Here is a 16,302-nt window from a genome sequence, read left to right as displayed (position 1 = left end):
CGATGCAGCGCCCGGCCTGGCGGCAGGGCGCATGCCCGGTGCGAAGGCCGACACCGCAAGCCACCTGCAGCGCGGCCCCGCCACGGGTGGCTGGAACTGGCCAGCCACGCTGGCCGCGCGCGGCGCCGCGCCACTCGCACCGCAGCACCTGCGGCGCCGGCCGCAGCCACCCTCCAGCCAGCGGCTGCACTGCTTCGTGCTCGACTGCTCGGGCTCGATGGCCGCCGGCGGCGCGCTTGCGCGCGCCAAGGGCGTGCTGCTCGCGCTCATGGAGCAGGCCTACCGCCGGCGCGAGCGGGTGGCGCTGCTCAGCTTCGCCGGCACGCGCGTGGAGCTGCGCCTGCCGCCACGCAAGGCCGCGGCCTGGAACGACGACTGGGTGAACGCCATCGGCGCGGGCGGCGGCACGCCGCTGGGCCCGGCCATCGCGCAGGCGGCACAGCTGCTGGCCCGGGGCGGCGGCGAGGGCTGGCTCTGGCTGCTGACCGACGGCCGTGCGCGCGACTGGCCCGCGCGTCCTGCCGAGGCTGCGCAGCTGCGCGTGGTCGATTTCGAGCAAGGCCGCCTGCGGCTGGGCCGCGCGCAGGCGCTGGCGCGGGCCTGGGGCGCAGACTGCCTGCGCGCCGAGGACTGGTCCTGAATTCCGGCCGCGCCGGCCGGCGGGAAGCCCTGGCTGCCCTGGGGCAGCAGCGGCTTCAAGCGGCCGCGTGCAGCCGCGCCGTGAACCATTGGCCACGCGTGCGGGCGGCCAGCGTCTTGGCCCCCCACAGCACCGCGAGGTCGACCAGTGGCTCCAGCAGCACCACGGCCAGGTAGGCGGTGCCGAAGCGGCCGATCTCGGCCAACTGGTCCGCGCCCACGCCATGGCCGTACAGCGCCCAGAACGCGACCCACAGCACGATGCCGCCCTGGTAAGTGAGCGACAGCGCCAGCGCCTGGCGGTAGCCGATGTCCACGTAGGCCGTGCGCGCCGGGATGACGCGCTGCGCGATTCGGGCGATGGCGTACAGCGGTACCAGCAACGTGGTCACGTTCATGCCGTACTGCGGCAGGTCGGCCGGCGCGAAGAGCAGGCCCTGGGCCAGCAGGCCCGCCGCCAGCCCGATGGCCGTGGCGCCCGCGCCGAACAGCAGCAGCAGCGTGGAGCCCAGGATCAGGTGCACCTCGGACACGCCCACGGGCGCGTGCGGGAAGACCTCGAAGAAGCAGAACACCGCCAGCGTGGTGAGCAGGCTGCGTGCCGCCAGCGCGGCCCACCCGCCCCGGTGGGCGTCGGCCCGCGCGTCCTGGCGCGCCATGAAGGCGGTGAGGCCGAAGGCGGCGGCGGCCGTGGCGTAGCTCAGGGTGATCTTGGCGGCGTCGACGACGCCGGGTTCGATGTGCATGCGGGTTTCCTTTCGGGGACAGAACCGCGCCGCCTGCTGTGACAGCAGCGCCCGCCGCGACACGCGCGTGCGCAGGCGCCGCTGTCTGCACCCCGCAGACGGCCGGCTTGTGCATGCTGGGCATGCACGAACGCGCCAGGCCGGTCTCCGGGCTCGCAAGGGGCAGAGAAGGCTCTGCCGGCGCCGCGTCTTCCCAGGACCGTCGCGCATCTGCGGTGGCAGACCACGTGCGAACCCAGTGACGGCCCGCCCGGCAGCTGGTGCCAGGGGGCGATCGGCGTTGTCGCTTGCTGACCGTTGCGGGGGCAGCCGGGGCCTGGGCTGCATCGCTGCGCCGTCACCCCGTTCCCGTTTACTCCACATGCAGGGCATGCGGACACCTGTCGCACGGATGCCCGCGGAACGCGGTTCCGAGGGCGGGCGCAGTATAGCCAGGGCCCGTGCGCCACAATCCCGGGGCGTGCAGCATCCGGTGCGCGCGCCCCCATGTCCGCTGTCCCGTTCACCCTGCGCCTTGCCGAGCCCGGCGACTGGCCCCTGTACCGGGCGGTGCGTCTGCGCGCGCTGCAGGACGCGCCGGATGCCTTCGGCAGCAGCTACGCGGCCGAAGCCGGCCGGGCCGATGCGCAGTGGGCAGAGCGTGTCGCCGCGGCCCGCAGCAGCGGCTTCGACCGGCTCGTGCTGGCCGTGCAGGACGGCACGGTCTGCGGCCTGGTCTGGTGCAAGCGCTCGGCGGCGGAGCCGGCCCGCGCCGACCTGTTCCAGATGTGGGTGGACCCTGCCGCGCGCGGGCTCGGCATCGGTGCTGCGCTGCTCGACGATGTGCTGGCCTGGGCGGCGCAAGCAGGCGCGGAACGGGTCTGCCTGGGCGTGACGACCACCAACAGCGCGGCGCTGCGCCTGTACGTGCGCCACGGCTTTCGCGCGGCCGGGCCGACCGCGCTGTTGCGCGAGGGCGCGGACCTGCGGGTGCAGCCCATGGCGCTCCAGTTGGACGTCGGCTGCGCGGGCTGAGCCTGGCGCCGCGCCACCCCCTGTCGGGCGCAACCATGCCGAAGGCTTGGCGCGGGTGGCCGTACGGTCGTGGATGCCGGTGAAGGTGGCCGGCTCGCTGCCGGAGTCCAGGGCGCCGAATGGCTCGCCGGTGGAAGCTGCGCGATGGGCGCGGCAGTGCGACGGTTCGCCCTGGGTCGATTTGCCCCACCGGTGGCCCAGGCCGGCAGCGCGCCGGCCGCCTTATGATCGCCGCCCATGCAATTGCTGCGCCGCTCCACGCTGCTGGCCCGCCTCGTCCTGGCGTGGTTCGTGCTGGCCATGGGCGTGGCGGTCGCCTCGCCCATCGTGCAGCCCCAGGCCATGGAACTGGTCTGCACGGCCAGCGGCGGCGTGAAGCTGGTGGCCTTGGGCGACGGTGGTGCGCAGGACGGTGCCGCCGTGCACCACACCCTGGACTGCCCCCTGTGCCTGGCGGCCACCTTGCCGCCGGCTCCGCAGCGGACCCCCAGCGCCGCGCCGCAGCCGCTGGCCCGTGCACTGCAGAGCCTCGTGGCCGCGCACATCGCGGCGCTGGTCGGCGCGCCGCTGCCGCCTCGCGGCCCTCCCTCCCTGGTCTGACTCTTCGCCGAGATGCGCGGCCGTGAGGCTGTGCGCTCGCGCTTTCGCGCAGGACTGCCGCACAGGCGGACGGCCTGCATGAACAGACCTGTTTGCTTGAGGGTGTGCCGTGTTCCACGCATTCCGACCGTCCCGTCGCCGCACGCCGCGGTTTCTCGCCGGCTGCGCCGCATTCGTGCTGTTGCCCCCGGCCAGCGCCCAGGACGCTGCCGACTCCGCGCTGACGCTGGGCACCGCCACCATCCACGCCAGTGCCGCCGGCCCGCTGCCGGCGCGCAGCGTGTTCAGCTCGCAGGTGGAGAACCTGACGGACCGCCAGTTCGACCACGCCTGGTACGACAGCGGCTCCTCGGGCGACTCGCCCGGCGACGGCCGCAGCGCGTATGCCAGCCTGAACCTGCGCTTCTGACATGGCCACGACCACGGACTCCACGGTGCCGGTGCAGAACGGCATCGGCGCGGGCAGCCTGTACCGCGCGGTCTGGCGCTGGCACTTCTATGCCGGGCTGTTGGTGCTGCCCTTCCTGGCCTGGCTCGCGCTCACGGGCGGCCTCTATGTGTTCAAGGACACCATCGACGACTGGTTCCACGCCGAGCTCAAGCATGTGGCGGCCGCCGCCACACCGGCGCATGCGCACGGCGAACTCGTGGCTGCGGCGCTGGCGGCAGTGCCCGGCACGCTGCGCAAGTACACCCCCGCAGCCACGGCCACCGACGCGGCCGAGGTCGGCATCACCGGCACGGGCGGCGAGCGCCTGTCGGTCTACGTCGACCCCTACCGCGCCCAGGTGCTGGGCCAGCTGCCCGAGGGCGGCAGCGTGGCCGGGACCATCCGCCGCCTGCACAGCCTCAAGTACTTCGGCACCATGGCGCGCGGCGCCATCGAGATCGCGGCCGGCTGGGCCATCCTGCTGGTGGCCACGGGCATTTACCTGTGGTGGCCGCGCGGGCGCCGCGGCGGCGTGGTCTCGGTGCGCGGCAAGCCGGGCCAGCGCCTGTTCTGGCGCGACCTGCATGCGGTGACGGGCGTGTTCGTCGCGGCCGCGCTGGTCTTCCTCGCGCTGACCGGCATGCCCTGGTCGGTGCTGTGGGGCCAGCAGGCCAACCGCTGGGCCAACGGCCACAACTTCGGCTACCCGGCCGGCGTGCGCGTGCAGGTGCCGATGTCGCAGCACAAGCTGCACGACGCCGGGCCCACGGCCTGGTCGCTGGAGCAGGCGCAGCTGCCGCAGTCGCACGATGACGGCCATGCCGCGCACCTGGGCCACGGCGCGGCGCCGGCCGCCATGGCGCACGGCGCGCTGGACCTGGACGCGGCCATGGCGATTGCCGCGCGGCTGGATCTCGCGCCCGGCTACACGCTGGCGCTGCCGCAGGGGCCGACCGGCGTCTACACGGCCTCGGTCTACCCGCACGACCTGGCGCGCCAGCGCGTGGTGCACCTGGACCAGTACAGCGGCGCCGTGCTGCTGGACATGCGCTATGCCGACTACGGCCCGCTGGGCCGCGCGCTGGAGTGGGGCATCAACGTGCACATGGGCCAGGAGTTCGGCCTGGCCAACCAGCTGCTGCTGGTGCTGGCCTGCGCGGCCACGGTGCTGCTGTGCGCCAGCGGCGCCGCCATGTGGTGGAAGCGCCGGCCGGCCGGCGGGCTCGGCGTGCCGCCGCTGCCCTCGGACCGGCGCGCGCTGCGCACGGTGGCCGGCCTGCTGGTGCTGGGCGGCATCGCGTTTCCGCTCGTGGGTGCATCGCTGCTGGTGATGCTGGGACTGGATCGGTTTCTGGTGGGAGCTTCGCAATGAACACGCGCCTCCAACCCCTGGCCTGGGCCATCGCAGCTGCCACCGCACCTGTGGCCTGGGCGCAGGCCGAGCCCGGCAGCGCCTTGCCTGCGGTGGTGGTGCGCGGGTCCGCCGTGCCCGAGATCCTGCGCGCCGGCAGCCTGGCGACGGGCAGCAGCGCCTCGACCATGGACACGCCGTTCTCGGCCTCCAGCCTGCCCGTGGACGTGCTGCGCGCCCAGGGCGGCAGCACACTGCAGGAGGCGCTGCGCAACATCCCCGGCGTGCAGGCCGATTCGGGTTTCAACGGCGCGCACACCCAGTTCTTCACGCTGCGCGGCGCCATCATGGACAGCGCCACCGGCTCCAGCCGCATCCTGCGCGACGGCGTGCGGCTGTCCAACTACCCGTTCGCCGCGGCCTTCGTCGAGTCCATCGAGGTGCTGCGCGGGCCGGGCGCGGCACTGGGCGTGCGCAGCGAACCCGGCGGCACGGTCAACCTCGTGACGAAGCAGCCGCGGCTGGCCAACTTCGGCTCGGTCAGCGCGGGCGTGGGCAGTTCCGGCGCGCTCGAACTGTCGGCGGACGTCAACCGTGTGCTGAACGCGGAGCAGGAGCTGGCCGCCCGCCTGGTGCTGACGCAATCCGATGCCAGCGCATGGCGGCATGTGCCCGACCAACTCGAAGGCCTGAAGCTGGGCATCGCCAAGAGCGACGGCAAGCGCTACCACCTGCGCCTTGGCGCCGAGCTGATCCGCCAGCGCTACCAGCCCGACTACGGCATCCCTTCGCTGGGCGACCGGCCGGTGGCCGTGCCGCGCGACCGCCAGTTCGGCGAGCCAGGGCGGGACTCAACCACGGACACGCGCATCCTCGACCTGCACGGCGATGTGGCGCTGGGCGACGACACGCGGCTGGCCGTGGACCTCACGCACCTGCGGGCGGACTCGACCTCGGTCAAGAGCTTTCTGTTCGGCAATCCGCTCGCGGCCGCGCCGGCCGGCACCTGGGCCCGCAGCGCATCGGTGGAGCCCGGCACCGACCGCCGCATCGATTCTGCGGCCGCCTCGCTGACCCACCGGCTGGCGACGGGTGCGGCCCGGCACCAGCTGTTCTTCGGCCTGGACCACTACCGCGAGACGCTGGACCAGCCGGCGCTGACGGTGCCCGCATCGGCCAGCGTGGCCATCAACGTGTTCGACCCGGTCTACGGCCAGGTCGCCATTCCGGCCTGGGGCCTGCTCGCGGCCGGCGCCTTGACCACGCAGGACCTCAAGACCCTCGCGGCCTCGGTGCAGGACCAGATCGACCTGGGCGCCTGGACCGTCGTGGCCGGCCTGCGCTATACGCAGCAGGACTTTCTCTACGGCACGGCCGGCACGCGCGGGGTGGATGAGGCCGTGTTCTCGCCCAAGCTCGGCCTGCTGCGCCGGCTCTCGGAGAGCGACAGCCTGTACGCCAACTGGGCCCGAGGCATGGCGCCGAACCAGGTGGCGTCGTCGTCGAACCAGTCGCTGCCCTCGCGCCGTTCGCGCCAGGTTGAAGTGGGCTGGAAGTCGCTCTGGCAGGGCGGCGCCCTGGCGTCCGATGTGGCGCTGTTCCAGCTGGACCAGCGCCACATGATCTCGGCCGACCAGAGCACGCCGGCCAACGCCTTCGACTTCACGGTGGACGGCACCGGGCGCTCGCGCGGCCTGGAGGCTTCGCTGACCGGGCAGATCGCCGAGCGGCTCAGCGTGCGGGCGGCCTATGCCTACACGCGTGCGGTGGTGCTGGCCAATTCCCTGCTGGCCGGAAAGACCGCGCCCAATGTGGCGCCGCATGCACTGAGCGTGTGGGGCGAATACCGGTGGGCCAGCAGCTCGGACGCGCAGTGGCGCACCGGCGCCGGCGTCTACGCCCAGAGCGCGCGCTACGCCGACCGCGCCAACACGGTCGTGCTGCCGGGCTATGCGCGCCTGGACCTCACGCAAACCTGGCGGAAGCCGCTGGGCGGTGGCCAGGCCGTGGAAGTGCAGCTGGCGCTGCGCAACCTCACCGACAAGGCCTACTACGTTTCCAGCCATCTGCACGTGGCGCGCTGGGTCGCGCCGGCGCAGGGGCGCAACGTACGGCTGTCGGCGCTTTACACCTTCTGATGCGGAGAAAAGACATGCACCCGATCGACCTCCCACGCCGCCGTCTGCTCGTGGCCGGCAGCGCCGCACTTCTGGCGGCCTGCCAGCCCGCGGCACCTGCCTTCCACGGCATCGACCTCACCGGCGCCGACTACGCCCAGGACTTCCGGCTGCGCGACCCCGCCGGCCGCACGCGCACGCTGGCCGATTTCAAGGGCCAGGCCGTGCTGCTGTTCTTCGGCTTCACGCAATGCCCCGATGTCTGCCCGACCGCGCTGGCCCGTGCGGCCCAGGCCAAGGCCCTGCTCGGCGAACTTGGCGCACGGCTGCAGGTCGTCTTCGTCACGGTGGACCCCGAGCGCGACACACCCCAGGTGCTGCAGGCCTATACCAAGGCCTTCGACGAGAGCTTCCTGGGCCTGTATGGTTCGCTGGACGAGACCGCAGAACTCGCGCGGAATTTCAAGGCCTACTACAAGAAGGTGCCGACCGGCGCCTCCTACACCATGGACCACACGGCGCTGAGCTATGTCTACGACCCCGCGGGCCAGCTGCGCGTGGTGCTGCGGCACGACCAGACGGCCGAGCAGTACGCGCAGGACCTGCGCCGGCTGCTGGCCTGACACTCCCCCCATTGCCAAAGGAAAGCTCCCATGAACAACACATTCCGCATCCTCCTCGCCGCCGCAGCCCTGGCCGCCGGCGCCGCGCAGGCCCAGGTCACCGTGCAGGACGCCTGGGTGCGCGCCACCGTGCCGCAGCAAAAGGGCACGGGTGCCTTCATGCAGCTGCGCTCGGCCAAGGACGTGCGCCTGGTGTCCGCCAGCTCGCTCACCGCGCCCATCGTCGAGGTGCACGAGATGGCGCTGCAGGACAACGTGATGCGCATGCGCCAGGTGCCCAGCCTGGAGCTGCCCGCCGGCAAGACCGTGGAACTCAAGCCCGGCGGCTACCACGTGATGCTGATGGACCTGCCCGCGCAGGTGAAGGCCGGCGACACCGTGCCGCTGACGCTGGTGTTCGAGGGCAAGGACGGCCAGCGCGAATCGGTGCAGGTGCAGGCGCCGGTGCGCGCGGTCAACGCCAGTGCGGCACCGGCCGCGCAGCACAAGCACTGATCCTGGAGGATCAGCCGCAGCGCCCGTGTTCGATGGGCCCGCGGCAGCGCTCCAGGGCCTGCTCGAAGTCCAGCGGCCGGTCCAGGTGGTAGCCCTGGGCGCAGTCCACGCCGAGCCGGGCCAGCGTCAGCAGTTCGGCCCGGGTCTCCACGCCCTCGGCCACGACCAGCGAGCCGATCTCGTGTGCGAAGCTGGTCAGGCCCTTGGCCAGGGCCTTGCGCTTGGGGTCGGCGTCGATGCCGTGCGTGAGGTCCATGTCCAGCTTGATGATGTCGGGCTCCAGGCTCAGGATGTGGCGCATGCTGGAGTAACCCGCGCCGGCGTCGTCCACGGCCAGCGTGACGCCATCGGCACGCAGCGGCTTGAGCGCCTGCGACAGTGCGGCGTAGTCGCGCACCACGGCATGTTCGGTGACCTCCAGCACCACGCGCGAGAGGTCGTGGCCACTGTCGCGCAGCGCCAGCAGCCGGTCCGACAGGATCATCTCGGGCGAGCTGTTGATGTTCATGCAGGGGCCGACCGGCATGCGGCCCAGGTAGGCCAGCGCGTTGCGGATGGCCTGGAACTCCAGCTCCAGGCCCACGCCCGCGTCGTGCGCCGCGGCGAACCAGCGGTCCGGCGTGCGGCGCGGCTCGGCATCGAAGCGCGACAGGCATTCGAAGCCGTGCAGGCGCAGGTCGGGCAGGTGGTAGACCGGCTGGAACACGATGCGTGGCGCGCCCTGCGCCATCACATCGTGCATGGCCGAGGCGATGGTGGCGCGGTTGCGCTCGTTCCGGGCCGAGGCCTCGAAATGCAGCGCGAGGAACTCGGCGCAGGCGCGCAACAGCAGCACGTCGCGCTCGTCCAGGGTCTGGTTGGGCGCGTAGCTGAAACAGCACAGCGTGCCGTAGACATGCTGGTCGGGCAGCACGATGGGCACGCTCAGGTGCGAACCGATCGGGATCTCCGCCGTGGCCGGCAGCTGGCGCGCCACGGCGTCGCGCGAGGTGTCGGGAATGAACTCGGGCAGCTCGCCGCGCACCACCTTGAGGCAATAGCCCTCGCTCAGCGGAATGCTCTGGCCCTGGTGCAGCGGGCCGGCGGATTCGTCGTCCACCAGTTCCAGCAGCCGGTCCTTGTCACGGAAGCGGGACACGAAGGCCACGTCCATGCCCAGGTAGCGCCGCACGATGCGCAGGATGGCTTCCAGGCTTTCGGCATCCTGGCGCGGTGTGGCGTCTGCTTCGGTTTCCTGGGCACGGGCTGACGCTGTCTGCATGCTGTCCATCTCCGGGTCTGGTCCCGCGGGCGGCGCCCGCGGCAAGGTGCCAGGTTCCAGTGATAGCCGATGCGGCGACGGCGCAGCATCGGCTTGGGCCGACCGGCGCTGTAGGCCAGCAGGAGGCTCAGCCGGGGGGCGGGGCAGCCTGCGCCTGCACCTGGGCGCGCAGCCAGCGGCTGGCCGCGCTGGCGTGGCTGCGCTCGTGCCAGAGCTGGTAGAAGCGCATGGGTGGCAGCTCGGCCGGTGCGGGCGCCAACACCAGGGGCAGCCGTGCCGCGTAGTGGTCGGCGAAGCGGCGGGCGGTGGTGTACACCAGGTCGCTGTCCAGCAGCGCGTAGGGCGCCAGGTTGAATTCGGGCACGGTGGCGACGATCTGGCGCTGGTAGCCGGTCTTGGCCAGTTCGCCGTCGATGGGCCCGGTGCGCGGCTGCGATCCGGTGTGCGGCGCCAGGTGGCGCATGCGCAGGTAGCGCGCCAGCGGGATGCGCCGCTCCTGCGCGAGCGGATGGCCGCGGCGCATCAGGCAGACCACCTCGTCGGAGAACAGCACGGCCATGCGCAGGTCCTCGCGCGGGCGCGGGTCGTTGTTGATGACCAGGTCCACGCTGCCGTCGTCCAGCGCCTGGGCCAGGTCGAAGGCCGCGTCGGCCGGCCGGATGTGGGCGGCGATGCGCGGGCCGGCGCCGGCCAGCCGCGCCACGATGCCCGGCAGGAAGTCGGGCGGCAGGCAGTCGGAGCAGACGATGTGGAAGGCGCGCTCGGCCTTGGCCGGATCGAAGCTGCCGCCGGCCTCCAGCCGCGCGGCCTGGGCCATGATCTCGCGCAGAGGTTCGCGCAACGCCTGGGCGCGCTCGGTCAGCACCATGCGCGCGCCGCTGCGCACCAGCAGCGGGTCGGCCAGCACCTCGCGCAGGCGCTGCAGCTTGCGGCTCACGGCCGGCTCGGCCTGGCCGCTGGCCTCGGCCACGCGCGTGATGCTGCGCTCGGCCAGCAGCAGCGCCAGCAGGCGCAGGTCGTGCAGGTTCAGGGAATGCAGGCTGTCGCTCATGGGCGTGGCGGGTGGATGGAGTTGCCGGCCGCGCGGCCGGCCATCGCAGTGTAGGGGCTGCTCAGTCGCCACCCACCACCCCCGCGCACACCTCGCGCACGCAGGCCCGCAGCCACCTGTGCGCCGGGTCGGCGTGCGCCTGAGGGTGCCACAGCAGCGCGATGGCCATGGGGGGCAGGGCCAGCGGCAGCGCAATGGTCTGCAGGCCGGCGCGCAGGCCGGCGGTGTGGCGCTCGGGCACGGTGGCCACGAGGCCGGCGGCGCGCGCCAGGGCCAACGCGGCGGAGAAGCTGTCGACCGTGGTGGCGATGTCGCGCGCAAGGCCGAGCGCACGCAGGGCTTCGTCCACCGGGCCGGCGGCTGCCGCTCGGCGCGCCACATGCACGTGGCGGCAGGCCGCGTAACGTTCGGGTGTGGCCGGCTGCGCTGCCAGCCCATGGCCGGGCGCGACCACGCCGACGAAGCGCTCACTGAACAGCGCTTGGGTGCGCACCTCGGGGCCGGCCGTGCCGTCGACCACGCCGGTGTCCAGGTCCACCGCACCGCTGCGCAGCAGGGCGCTGTCCTTGTCGTGCTTGGCGATGAAGCGCAGGCGCACGCCAGGGGCCTCGGCCGCGATGCGCGCCAGCAGGGCCGGGCCGAAGGTTTCGACAAAGCCTTCGCGGGTGCGCAGCGTGAACTGGCGCTGCAGTTGCCGCAGGTCGGGTGCGGTGCCGGGGCGCAGCAGCGCCTCGCCCTCCTGCACCAGCGGACCGACGCGGGCGCGCAGTTCCAGTGCGCGCGGCGTGGGCACCAGGGCGCGGCCGGCGCGCACCAGCAGCGCGTCGCCGGTGGCGGCGCGCAGCCGGGCCAGCGTGCGGCTCATGGCCGAGGGGCTGAGCCGCAGGCGGCGCGCGGCGCCGGCCACGCTGCCTTCGGTAAGCAGCACGTCCAGCGTGACGAGTAGGTTGAGGTCGGGCCGTGGCACGCGGGGCACCTTAGCACGCAAGACATGGCGTGGCGTGCACGGGTGGCGTGCAGGCGGCGCGCCTTCCGCCGCGGCGCTGCGGCGCCTAGGCTGCTGGCTCTTCTGGACTTCTTCGCCGACCACGCCATGCCCACCACCACGCTCGCTCCCGTCGCTTCGCATTCGCGCTTCGCCCTGGCCGGCCTGGCCACCGCGATGCTGTTGTCCGCGCTCGGCGCGGGAATCGCCAACGTCGGGTTGCCGGCGCTGGCGCATGCCTTCGGCGCGCCGTTCCAGCAGGTGCAGTGGGTGGTGCTGGCCTACCTGCTGGCGGTCACCGCGCTGGTGCTTCCGGCCGGCTGGCTGGGCGACCGGTGGGGACGGCGCAGCGTCCTGCTGGGGGGCATCGCGCTGTTCGGCGTGGCCAGCGGCTTCGGCGCGCTGGCGCCCTCGCTGGGTTGGCTGGTGGCGGCGCGTGCGACGCAGGGCGCGGGAGCGGCCGGTCTGATGGCGCTGACGCTGGCGCTCGTAGCGCAGGCCGTGCCCAGGACGCGCGTGGGCAGCGCCATGGGTCTGCTGGGCACGGTGTCTGCGCTGGGCACCGCGATGGGGCCGGCGCTGGGCGGGGTGCTGTTGGCAGTCTTCGGCTGGCGCGCACTGTTTTGGGCGCCATTGCCGCTGGCCGCCGTGGCGCTGGTGCTGGTGGGACGGCTGCCGGTGGAGTGCGGCGCTGCGGTGCCGGCGCGCTCGGCCAGCCTGGGCCTATTGCGTGGGGCGTCGGGGCTGGCGGGCGGGCTGGCCGTCAGCCTGCTGGTGTCCTGCGTGGTGATGGCCACGCTGGTGGTCGGGCCGTTCCACCTGGCCGGCGCGCTGGGGCTTGACGCCGCGCGCATCGGCGTGGCCATGGCCTGCGGTCCGCTGGTGGCGGCACTGGTCGGGCTGCCGGCGGGCCGCCTGGTCGACCAATGGGGCGCGGGCCGCGTGCTGCGCGCGGGCCTCGCGGCGATGGCCGCCGGTTGCGCCGTGCTGGCCTTGGCGCCGCTGGCCTGGGGTGTCCTGGGCTACGTGCTGCCGCTGGTGTTGATGACCGCCGGCTATGCGCTGGTGCAGGCGGCCAACAACACTGCTGTGCTGGCCGGTGCTGCAGCCGAGCGCCGGGGCCAGGTGTCCGGCCTGCTGGGTCTGTCGCGCAACCTGGGGCTGGTGGCGGGGGCATCGTTGATGGGCGCCGTGTTCCTGCTCGGCTCCGGGGTGGCCGATCCGGCCGTCGCCTCGCCGCAGGCGGTGGCGGCCGGCACGCGGGCGGCGTTCGCACTGGCCACGCTGCTGGCGCTGGCGGCGGGATTCGTCAACCGTGCAGCGAGGACAGGAACTGCTTGAGCTCGGGCGTCTGCGGGTTGGCGAACAGCTCGTTCGGCGGCCCCATCTCGTGCACGCGGCCCTGGTGCATGAAGATCAGCCTGTCGCTGACCTTGCGCGCGAAGTTCATCTCGTGCGTGACCATGAGCAGCGTCATGCCTTCCTCGGCCAGGCTCTCGACCACACGCAGCACCTCGCCCACGAGTTCGGGGTCCAGCGCGCTGGTGATCTCGTCGCACAGCAACACGGCCGGCTCCATGGCCAGCGCGCGCGCGATCGCCACGCGCTGCTGCTGGCCGCCCGAGAGCTGGTCGGGCCAGGCGTCGAACTTCTCGGCCAGGCCCACGCGGGCCAGCAGCTTCTTCGCCTGCTCGGCACCGGCTGCCGGGTCCTTCTTCTTGACCAGCGCAGGCGCCAGCATCACGTTCTTGCCGACGGTCAGGTGCGGGAACAGGTTGAAGCTCTGGAAGATCATGCCCACGCGCTGGCGCAGCGCGCGCATGGCGTTGGCATCGCCGTGCAGCAACGGTTTGCTGTCCACCGTGAGGCTGCCGCTCTGGAATTCTTCCAGCCCGTTGATGCAGCGCAGCAGCGTGCTCTTGCCCGAGCCGCTTTTGCCGATGATGGCGATGACCTCCCCGGGCTGCACCTTGAGGTCGATGCCCTTCAGGACCTCGTTGGCCCCGTAGGACTTGCGCAGGCCGTTGATCTCGACGATGGGCGCAGGCAGGGCCTCAGGCAGGGCGGACATGGAGTTTCCTTTCTAGCGTTTTGGCGTACAGGCTGATCGGGAAGCACAGCACGAAGTACAGCAGGGCCACGCAGCTGTAGACCACGAAGGGCTTGAAGGTGGCGTTGGTGATCATGGTGCCGGCCTTGGTCAGCTCGATGAAGCCGATCACCGAGGCCAGGGCCGTGCCCTTGACCACCTGCACCAGGAAGCCCACGGTGGGCGGCACGGCGATCTTGACGGCCTGCGGCAGCACCACGTGGCGCAGCTTCTCGCCGAAGCTCAGCGCCAGGCTGTCGGCGGCTTCCCACTGGCCCTTGGGGATGGCGGCCACGCAGCCGCGCCAGATCTCCGTGAGGAAGGCGCTGGTGTACAGCGTGAGCGCCACCGAGGCCGCCACCCAGGCCGAGGTCTGGATGCCGAACAGCGCGATGCCGAAATAGGCCAGGAACAGCTGCATGAGCAGCGGCGTGCCCTGGAACAGCTGCACGTAGCCGCCGACAAGGGCGTCCATGCCGCGCCTGCCCGACAGCCGCGCGACCAGCAGGCCGAGGCCCACGAGGCCGCCGCCGACGAAGGCGATCAGCGAGAGCACGACCGTCCAGCGCAGCGCGAGCAGCAGGTTGCGCAGGATGTCCCAAAGAGTGAAGTCGACCATGGGGCTACCTTCCGTAGATGAAGCGCGGGCCGGCCCAGTTCAGCAGCCGGCGCAACGCCATGGCCAGCAGCAGGTACAGCAGCGTGGCGACGATGAAGGCCTCGAACGCGCGGAAGTTGCGGCTCTGGATCAGGTTGGCGGCGTAGCTCAGCTCGGGCGTGGAGATCTGCCCGCACACGGCCGAACCCAGCATCACGATGATGGTCTGGCTGACCAGGGCCGGCCAGACCTTCTTGAGCGCGGGCGGCAGCACCACGCGCGTGAAGGTCTGCATGCGGCTGAGCGCCAGGCTGGCGGCCGCCTCGATCTGGCCCTTGGGCGTGGCGTCGATGCCGGCGCGGATGATCTCGGTGGCGTAGGCCGACAGGTTCACCACCATGGCGATGACCGAGGCGGTCTCGGCATTGAGCTTCACGCCCGCGGCCGGCAGGCCGAAGTAGATGAAGAACAGCTGCACGATGAAGGGGGTGTTGCGGATCAGCTCCACATAGGTGCCGACCACCCACTTGAGCCACGGGGCGCCGTGCGAGCGCACCCAGGCGAACACCACGCCCAGCGCCACGCCCAGCAGCGCGGAGATGGCCGTCAGCGCGATGGTCCAGAGCATCCCCGTGGCCAGCAGCGGCCACTGGGACAGCACGGCCCCGAAGTCGAATTCGATCCGCATGGCGGGTGGTTCTGCGCTGCGTTACTGGGGCAGGTCGCCGGCCGGGCGGCCGAGCCACTTCTGGGCCAGCTTGTCCAGGTCGCCCGAGGCCTTGGCCGCGACCAGGATCTCGTTGACCTTCAGGCGCAGCTTGTCCTCGCCCTTGGCCACGCCGATGAAGTTGGGCGAGTCCTTGAGCAGCAGCTTGTACTCGGTGCCCAGCTGCGGGTTCTTGGCCATCATGTTGCCGGCCACCGAGGCGCCCGTGGCGATCAGCTGCACCTGGCCCGCGACGAAGGAGGAGACCGTGGCGTTGTTGTCCTCGAAGCGCTTGATGTCGGTGCCGGCCGGGGCCAGCTTGGTCAGTTCCTGGTCTTCGATCGCGCCGCGCGTGACGCCAACGCTCTTGCCGGACAGGTCGGCGAAGCTCTTGATGGCCATGGTCTTGGGCGCGAACACGGCCTGGAAGAAGGGCGAGTACGCGGCCGTGAAGTCGATCACCTTCTCGCGCTCGGGGTTCTTGCCCAGCGTGGAGATCACCAGTTCGGCCTTGCCGCTCTGCAGGTAGGGGATGCGGTTGGCGCTGGTCACGGGCGTCAGCTCCACTTTGACGCCGAGCTTGTCGGCGATGTAACGCGCGGTGTCGATGTCCAGGCCCTGGGGCGCCATGTCGGTGCCGACGAAGCCGTAGGGCGGGAAGTCGGTCGGGATGGCGATGGTGATCTTCTTGCTGGCCATGACCTTGTCCAGTGCGTTCTGGGCATGGGCGCCGACGGCCACGCTGGCGAGGAGGGCGGCCGAAGTGGCAAGGGCGAGGCGGCGGGTCAGGTGCTTCATAGCAGGGCTCCGAGGTAGGTGGATGGTTCGTCCGGCGCCTCGCCCGAGGCTGGTGCATCGGAACGGGAGGGCCGGCGTGGCGAGGTTCTTGTACGCAAGACTTGTGCCGCAGGGGCGTCGACCGGCGCCAGTGCATCGCGCAACTGGGCCAGCGGGTCGTTCTCCACGGGCAGGCGCAGGGCGTCGTGCACGGCGCCGATGTGCTGGTGCATCAGCGCCTCGGCGGCGGCAAAGTCGCCGCGCTCCAGGGCCGCGACGATTTGCACGTGGTCCTCGCAGGAGGCCTCGGCGTTGTTCGGCGACTGGTACAGCATGGCGATCAGTGTGGTGCGCGCCGTGTAGTCGCGCAGCGTGTCGGCCAACAACGAATTGCCCAGGCATTCGGCCAGGCAGACATGGAAGTCGCCGAGCAGGAAGCTGCGCGCGCCCACATCGCTGCCCTGCAGTGCGGCCTTTTCGCGCGCCAGGTGGGCCTTGAGCTTTTTCAGTGCGGGCTTGTGCACCGCGGTGAGGCTGCGGATCAGCCCGGTCTCGATCACGCGGCGGGCCGCGAAGGCCTCGCGCGCCTCGTCCTCGGACGGCTCGATCACATACCAGCCGCGCCGCGCGCTGACCGTGACGATGCCGCGCGCCGCCAGCCGCGTGAGCGCTTCGCGCACCACGGTGCGGCTGCAGTCGAACAGCATGGCCAGCGGCTGCTCGCCCAGGCGGGCCCCGGGCGCGAGCTTTTGCGCCATGACGGCCTGGATGATGCGTTCGCTGATCTCGGATGCGGTGCTGGGCATGCACCTGCATCAGC

The 16,302-nt window shown here is 72.0% G+C and carries 18 protein-coding genes and 1 riboswitch; of the genes, 9 read left to right on the top strand and 9 right to left on the bottom strand.

Annotated elements, in window-relative coordinates; all coding sequences use genetic code 11:
* Positions 1–31: 31 nt before the first annotated feature.
* Entirely contained in the window at positions 32–640 is a 609-nt protein-coding gene (locus tag ASF45_RS33150) for a VWA domain-containing protein (RefSeq protein ID WP_082551433.1), read from the top strand.
* A 55-nt stretch (positions 641–695) separates the two neighbouring features.
* On the opposite strand, the gene ASF45_RS33145 is transcribed toward ASF45_RS33150, so the two are convergent.
* Positions 696–1,385, bottom strand: coding sequence for an energy-coupling factor ABC transporter permease (locus ASF45_RS33145; RefSeq protein WP_056673851.1), 690 nt, complete (start codon positions 1,383–1,385; stop codon positions 696–698).
* Positions 1,386–1,505: 120 nt separating this feature from the next.
* A riboswitch (cobalamin riboswitch) is annotated at positions 1,506–1,784 on the bottom strand.
* Between the two features lie 87 nt (positions 1,785–1,871).
* On the opposite strand from ASF45_RS33145, the gene ASF45_RS33140 reads away from it, so the two are divergent.
* From ASF45_RS33140 to ASF45_RS33110, 7 genes are all read left to right on the top strand, one after another.
* The gene (locus tag ASF45_RS33140) at positions 1,872–2,399 is read left to right on the top strand and encodes a GNAT family N-acetyltransferase (protein ID WP_056673848.1); all 528 of its coding nucleotides are present in this window, start codon (positions 1,872–1,874) and stop codon (positions 2,397–2,399) included.
* Between the two features lie 237 nt (positions 2,400–2,636).
* Positions 2,637–2,999 carry a DUF2946 family protein gene (locus tag ASF45_RS33135; RefSeq protein WP_056673845.1) on the top strand — a complete coding sequence of 121 codons (363 nt, stop codon included), beginning with the start codon at positions 2,637–2,639 and terminating at the stop codon, positions 2,997–2,999.
* A gap of 175 nt (positions 3,000–3,174) precedes the next feature.
* Positions 3,175–3,408, top strand: a complete 234-nt coding sequence (locus ASF45_RS33130) for a hypothetical protein (RefSeq protein WP_056673842.1) — start codon at positions 3,175–3,177, stop codon at positions 3,406–3,408.
* A gap of 1 nt (position 3,409) precedes the next feature.
* On the top strand, positions 3,410–4,801 hold the full coding sequence (locus tag ASF45_RS33125; protein ID WP_056673839.1) for a PepSY domain-containing protein: 1,392 nt from the start codon (positions 3,410–3,412) through the stop codon (positions 4,799–4,801).
* Positions 4,798–6,918, top strand: a complete 2,121-nt coding sequence (locus tag ASF45_RS33120) for a TonB-dependent siderophore receptor (RefSeq protein ID WP_056673836.1) — start codon at positions 4,798–4,800, stop codon at positions 6,916–6,918. Before ASF45_RS33125 ends, ASF45_RS33120 begins: the two co-directional genes overlap by 4 nt.
* Before the next feature lie 14 nt (positions 6,919–6,932).
* Positions 6,933–7,520, top strand: a complete 588-nt coding sequence (locus ASF45_RS33115; protein ID WP_056673832.1) for an SCO family protein — start codon at positions 6,933–6,935, stop codon at positions 7,518–7,520.
* Between the two features lie 30 nt (positions 7,521–7,550).
* Positions 7,551–8,015, top strand: coding sequence for a copper chaperone PCu(A)C (locus tag ASF45_RS33110; protein WP_056673829.1), 465 nt, complete (start codon positions 7,551–7,553; stop codon positions 8,013–8,015).
* A 10-nt stretch (positions 8,016–8,025) separates the two neighbouring features.
* Here ASF45_RS33110 and ASF45_RS33105 read toward each other — a convergent pair whose 3' ends face one another.
* The 3 genes from ASF45_RS33105 to ASF45_RS33095 form a co-directional block, all read right to left on the bottom strand.
* The gene (locus tag ASF45_RS33105) at positions 8,026–9,276 is read right to left on the bottom strand and encodes an EAL domain-containing protein (RefSeq protein ID WP_082551432.1); all 1,251 of its coding nucleotides are present in this window, start codon (positions 9,274–9,276) and stop codon (positions 8,026–8,028) included.
* A gap of 127 nt (positions 9,277–9,403) precedes the next feature.
* The gene (locus ASF45_RS33100) at positions 9,404–10,327 is read right to left on the bottom strand and encodes a LysR family transcriptional regulator (RefSeq protein ID WP_056673826.1); all 924 of its coding nucleotides are present in this window, start codon (positions 10,325–10,327) and stop codon (positions 9,404–9,406) included.
* A gap of 61 nt (positions 10,328–10,388) precedes the next feature.
* Positions 10,389–11,294, bottom strand: a complete 906-nt coding sequence (locus tag ASF45_RS33095; protein WP_056674415.1) for a LysR family transcriptional regulator — start codon at positions 11,292–11,294, stop codon at positions 10,389–10,391.
* A gap of 126 nt (positions 11,295–11,420) precedes the next feature.
* Between ASF45_RS33095 and ASF45_RS33090 the strand changes: the two genes are divergently transcribed.
* Positions 11,421–12,653: an MFS transporter gene (locus ASF45_RS33090; RefSeq protein WP_056674412.1), complete on the top strand. Its 1,233-nt coding sequence runs from the start codon at positions 11,421–11,423 to the stop codon at positions 12,651–12,653.
* Here ASF45_RS33090 and ASF45_RS33085 read toward each other — a convergent pair.
* From ASF45_RS33085 to ASF45_RS33065, 5 genes are read right to left on the bottom strand one after another with little or no spacing between them, the layout of a single operon-like run.
* On the bottom strand, positions 12,622–13,383 hold the full coding sequence (locus ASF45_RS33085) for an amino acid ABC transporter ATP-binding protein (RefSeq protein ID WP_056673823.1): 762 nt from the start codon (positions 13,381–13,383) through the stop codon (positions 12,622–12,624). The two genes, ASF45_RS33090 and ASF45_RS33085, sit on opposite strands and share 32 nt — an antisense overlap.
* On the bottom strand, positions 13,367–14,020 hold the full coding sequence (locus tag ASF45_RS33080) for an amino acid ABC transporter permease (RefSeq protein WP_056673820.1): 654 nt from the start codon (positions 14,018–14,020) through the stop codon (positions 13,367–13,369). Before ASF45_RS33080 ends, ASF45_RS33085 begins: the two co-directional genes overlap by 17 nt.
* Before the next feature lie 4 nt (positions 14,021–14,024).
* Positions 14,025–14,687: an amino acid ABC transporter permease gene (locus ASF45_RS33075; protein ID WP_056673817.1), complete on the bottom strand. Its 663-nt coding sequence runs from the start codon at positions 14,685–14,687 to the stop codon at positions 14,025–14,027.
* 21 nt (positions 14,688–14,708) lie between these two features.
* Positions 14,709–15,503: a transporter substrate-binding domain-containing protein gene (locus ASF45_RS33070; RefSeq protein ID WP_056673815.1), complete on the bottom strand. Its 795-nt coding sequence runs from the start codon at positions 15,501–15,503 to the stop codon at positions 14,709–14,711.
* A complete protein-coding gene (locus tag ASF45_RS33065; RefSeq protein ID WP_056673812.1) occupies positions 15,500–16,288 on the bottom strand; it encodes a GntR family transcriptional regulator in 789 nt (262 codons plus the stop codon). Before ASF45_RS33065 ends, ASF45_RS33070 begins: the two co-directional genes overlap by 4 nt.
* Positions 16,289–16,302: the final 14 nt, after the last annotated feature.

This window comes from Pseudorhodoferax sp. Leaf265, assembly GCF_001422365.1.
In the GTDB taxonomy this organism is placed as follows: Bacteria; Pseudomonadota; Gammaproteobacteria; order Burkholderiales; family Burkholderiaceae_C; genus Pseudorhodoferax.
This window is presented reverse-complemented; position numbering and strand designations above follow the sequence as displayed.